Below are 4395 nucleotides of genomic sequence, written 5' to 3'. Positions count from 1 at the left end.
CCGCCGCCACCACACGCGCCGCCTCCTCCCGCCGGCCCGTACGATGCGCCGCCACCGCCAGGTCGGCGATCACCCGATGCGACAAGAAGTAGTGCGAGGGAGCACCGTCCTCGCCGAAACACTGCCGCAAGTGACGGAAGGCACCATCGAAATCCCCCGCCGCCGCGGCGGCGGCGCCGGCCGCGCGCAGCAGACGCGTGTGCGTGGCCCGATTCTCCTCCAGCCCGACGGCCATCCATGCCGGGTCGGCCGGCATGCCGACCCGCTGTCCGCGCAGGGCGGCCAGGGTGATCCGCAGCGCCTCGGCATCGATCTCCAGGTGCCTCAGCTTGTGGACGGCCGCCAGCGTCGCCGCCCTCTCCAGTTGCTCGTCGGCCTCCGCCCACCGGCCGGTGTCGATCAACGCCGAGCCCATCGCCGTGAGCGAGGGCGCGGCGGCACCCATGGAGCCGTACGCCGCCAGCATGGCGAACGCCTGCCGCCAGGACTCCACGGCGAGGTCGGACTCGTCGGCGTACCAGGCGACCGCGCCCAACCCGAGCAAGCGGGTCCTGTCCGCGACGTCGTCCTGCGCATCCGGTGGGTTCGGCCTTTGCCGGATCCGCCGCAGCAGTTCGGGAGCGGTCCTCGGATCGGCCCCGGCCAGGGCCGCGGCCCGCACCGCATCGAAGGTTCCGGTCACGCTGAGCTCGGGGTAGAGCGTGTCGCGGCCGGCGGCATCGATCGTCTCGGCAAGGGCCGCGATCGGAAACCTCATCTCGGGCAGTCCCGATTGGAACGCGATGGGGTGCAACGTGCCCGCCAAGGCGAGCGTCACCATGCCATCGCGGTGCTGATCCGGATTCACGACGCTCATCAGCACCTGGAACGCCTCCCGTTGGTGGCCGAGCAGTGACAGGGCCGAGCCTGCCCCGCACGCCGCGATGCCGAGCAAGTTCGGGTCACGAGTCAGCGCGACGACCTTGCCGTACAGCTCGCGGGCCCACGAGGGATCCCCGACATTGTTGACGGCCCGCAACGCCTTGGCATACCGGCGCGCCCCATCCTCACCCACCGGACTGCACTCCGCAGCACGCTCCAACGCCCGCGCCGCCGCGAAATAGCCACCACGCCGCAAAGCAAACTCCGCACTGTCCTCCAACGCCGCCGCCACCACCTCATCCCGCCCCAGACACGCCGCCGCCAAATGCCACGCCCGCCCAGCCGGATCCGACACCAGCACACCCGCCAAATCCCGATGCACCCGCTGCCGCACAAAAGCCGGAGCACCCTGATAACACCCCGCACGCACCAACGGATGCCGGAAAACCACCCGCCCCCCCACCACGCTCACCAACCCCGCACCCTCCGCCGGAGCCCACACCGAAAGATCCCGCCCCACACCCGCCGCCGCCATGATCGTCGCCAGGTCCTCACACTCCGACGCCGCCGCATACACCATCAACCGCCGAGTGACCTGCGGCAAAGCACCCAGACGCGCCACGTACATCTCCTGAATCCGCCGCGTCTGCGACAACCCCCCACCCGGCAACGCCCGCGCACCACCCACCCCGGCCGCCCGGCACAACTCCACGATCGCCAGCGGATTCCCCCGCGCCTGCTCCAGCACATCGATCCGCGCCCGCCCCACCGGCGCAAACGGCTGCGCATCCACAAGCTCCGCCGCCGCCTGCTCCGCCAACGGCCCCAGCAACAGCGTGGGCACATCCCCGGCAACACCCGCCGGAGGCGACTGCCCGCGCGCCGCAAGCAGCACCGAGACATCCTCCATCGCCACTCGACGCAGCACAAAGCGCAGAACGTCCAGAGAATCCCGATCGAAGTGCTGGACGTCATCGACGGCCAGCAAGACAGGCCGCTGCGCGGAGACACCGGTCAGCGACGTCAGGACCGCCGACCGCAGCATCGGGCCCGGCCGCCCGCCCTTCAGACCAAGGCCCACCGCGCTCTCCAGCGCCTCCCGCAGATGCCCGGCGAGCGTGCCGGCCTCCGGCAGAATGGGGAGAAGCAACTGGTGCAAGGACGCGAAGGACTGTTGCGACTCCGCCTCGCTGCCCCGGCATGTCAGTACGACCCATCCGCTGCCGCGCGCGTGGTCGGCGGCGGCCGCCATCAAACTCGTCTTGCCCGTGCCGTCCTCACCGAGTAGGAGCAGCGTCCGCGATCCGCGGTCCTCCGTCTTGAGGATGTCCAGGACACGACGCATCTCGGACCTTCGGCCCACCAGCGGGCTCTGCCCCGCGGATGGCGCTGCGCCCGCCATCTCCACGACGCCTGCTCCGGAGGCGTCGGTCGATGGTGCGGGAGGGGCACAACCGGTGAGTTCGTCCACAGCAGGCTTCCTCCCGTCGCATCGATGGTGCGAGGCCGGCGACTGCTCGACCGTTCCGGTCAAAGCGCCGAAGCGGATGTACGCATTCTGCATCTTCCTCATCGATGGTGGTCGCCTCGTTCTCGGGAAGTTCGATGAGCCGGCCGAGCGGCTGACCATCGGTGGCCCGCTCGTGGTCAGGTGTTGAGCTGTGAACTGAAGAACCCGTGGATGCAGAGTGTCCGTGTCGAGATCGCCGCCGGCCGGTGGAACCGCCCGGCCACAGAATCCGAGCCGGAAGTGGACATGAAGGTGATCTGCATGCCGGACGGCTCCGCGGAGCCGTCCGCCCGAATCCCGCACTCCAGCGAAGCCGTGCGGCGCTGGCCCACGAAGGAATCAGGCACGTGGCGATCGACGCGCTGACCGAGGTCGCCGGGTACTGGATGGACCTGACGGGAATCTTCGCCTTCGCGATGTCAGGGGCGTTCGTCGCCGTACGCAAGGACTTCGGTGTCTTCGGGGTGCTCCTCCTGGCCGAGGCGGCCGGACTGGGCGGCGGCCTGTTCCGGGATCTGATCATCGGGGTCGTTCCCGTCGCCTTCATCGACTGCGGCTATTACCTGACGCCCGTGGCCGCCGCGCTGGTCGTCTTCTTCAGCTCGCGGGTGCACCGTCACGGCAGGTTGCTCGCGGTCATCGACGTGTGCGACACCGCCGCTCTGGCGCTCTTCGGCGTCAGCGGGGCGGTCAAGGCACTCGGACACGACTTCGGCCGGCCGAGCGCCATCGCGCTCGGTGTCGCCAGCGCCGTCGGCGGCGGCATCCTGAGCAGCGTACTGGCCCGGGAGGTCCCACCTCCGCTGCGCTGGGAACAGGATCTGTACGTCCTGCCCGCCGTCACCGGTGCGGGCTCGGCGATCCTGCTCGACACGTTCGGCGTGCTCAACGGCATCACCGCGCCGTGCGCCGCGGTGCCGGCCTTCGGCCTGGGGCTGCTCGCCACGCGCCGCCGTTGGCGTACGCCTCGCGCCCGCATCTGGCGTAACCCGTTCTCCGGCATGCGTCACCAGCCCTCACGGGCCCGGACGGCATCGACGGCCGACAGTGAGAAGACGCAGTCGATGGGCCCGTTCGACGAGTGGCGCGCATGAATCGCGGCCACCACGGTCGTTGCAGCGAGGCCGTGCCGTCGCCGTGCCGGGGTGGTCACCTCCTTGGCCTCAGTCGCCGGGTCCGGTCCCCCCGGCGGCGGAGCCGTTCAGCTCACGCCGCCACAGGTTCTCCGAAACGAGGTCGGTCGCGCGGCGGAGGTGCCGCCGATAGGTGCTGAACGGCAGGTTGAGGCGCTCCGCGGCGGCCTCCTGTGTGGACGCGCCGTGGAAGTAGGTAGCGGCCAGTACCCGGTGGAACTTGGGCGAGGCGGTGTGCAGGTCGTCGACCGCCTCGGCGAGCAGGTCCCGGAGCGTGTTCACCTCACTCCCCGAGTCGGGCGTGGCCTGTGCCACCATCCGTGTGCCCAGCAGCGGGCTGGCCGCCAGAACGTCCGGCCGGCGCCAGGAACGCAGGGCCTCGTGCACGGCGGCGTCGAACTGCTCCCGAGACAACACCGTGAACCGCGGCGTCTCCTCCGTCGCCGGTGCCGGCGCCAGGGCCATGAAGTCGATCGTCTCCAGCCAGGTGCGGGGCGGGACGGCGCGCCAGTCGTGGGCGTACAGCGTGTAGTGGCCCGTTCCGGCCGCGACCTGGCCGACGGCTGGATGCTGCAGACATTCGTGCAGCGTGGTCCAGTACGCCGCGTCGTAAGCGCACAGGAACGACCACGCCATCCGCTCCGAGCGCAGCCAGAGCGTGAGGACCCGCTGGTGCAGCAGAGCGCTCGCCGGATTCGTGCGGTGGTCGGACGCGTACACAGCGAAACGCGACAGCGCGAGGTGCTCTCCGGGGCGCAGCGGCGCGGGGGGGGGGGGGGGGGGGCCCCCCCCCCCCCCCCCCGGGGGGGGGGGGGGGGGGGCCCGCGGGAGCGGGGTTCGAGCCGGAAACGGGTCCGTGGCCGAAGGCGGGCGGCTGCGCCGGCCTGGCGG

The 4395-nt window shown here is 71.0% G+C and carries 3 protein-coding genes; 1 reads left to right on the top strand and 2 read right to left on the bottom strand.

Annotated elements, in window-relative coordinates:
- Positions 1–2206, bottom strand: a 2206-nt coding sequence (locus HNP84_RS55795; RefSeq protein ID WP_221337790.1) for an AAA family ATPase, incomplete at its 3' end; no start/stop codon positions are given.
- 512 nt (positions 2207–2718) lie between these two features.
- On the opposite strand from HNP84_RS55795, the gene HNP84_RS50830 reads away from it, so the two are divergent.
- Complete coding sequence (locus HNP84_RS50830; protein ID WP_221337789.1) at positions 2719–3465, top strand: trimeric intracellular cation channel family protein; 747 nt, start codon at positions 2719–2721, stop codon at positions 3463–3465.
- Positions 3466–3534: 69 nt separating this feature from the next.
- Here the strand turns inward: HNP84_RS50830 and HNP84_RS50825 are convergent, their stop codons facing one another.
- Positions 3535–4224: an RNA polymerase sigma factor gene (locus HNP84_RS50825; RefSeq protein WP_185057377.1), complete on the bottom strand. Its 690-nt coding sequence runs from the start codon at positions 4222–4224 to the stop codon at positions 3535–3537.
- Positions 4225–4395: the final 171 nt, after the last annotated feature.

Source organism: Thermocatellispora tengchongensis (assembly GCF_014202315.1).
GTDB lineage: Bacteria > Actinomycetota > Actinomycetes > Streptosporangiales > Streptosporangiaceae > Thermocatellispora > Thermocatellispora tengchongensis.
The sequence above is the reverse complement of the archived record's forward strand: the minus strand, read 5'-3'. Positions and strand labels throughout refer to the sequence as shown.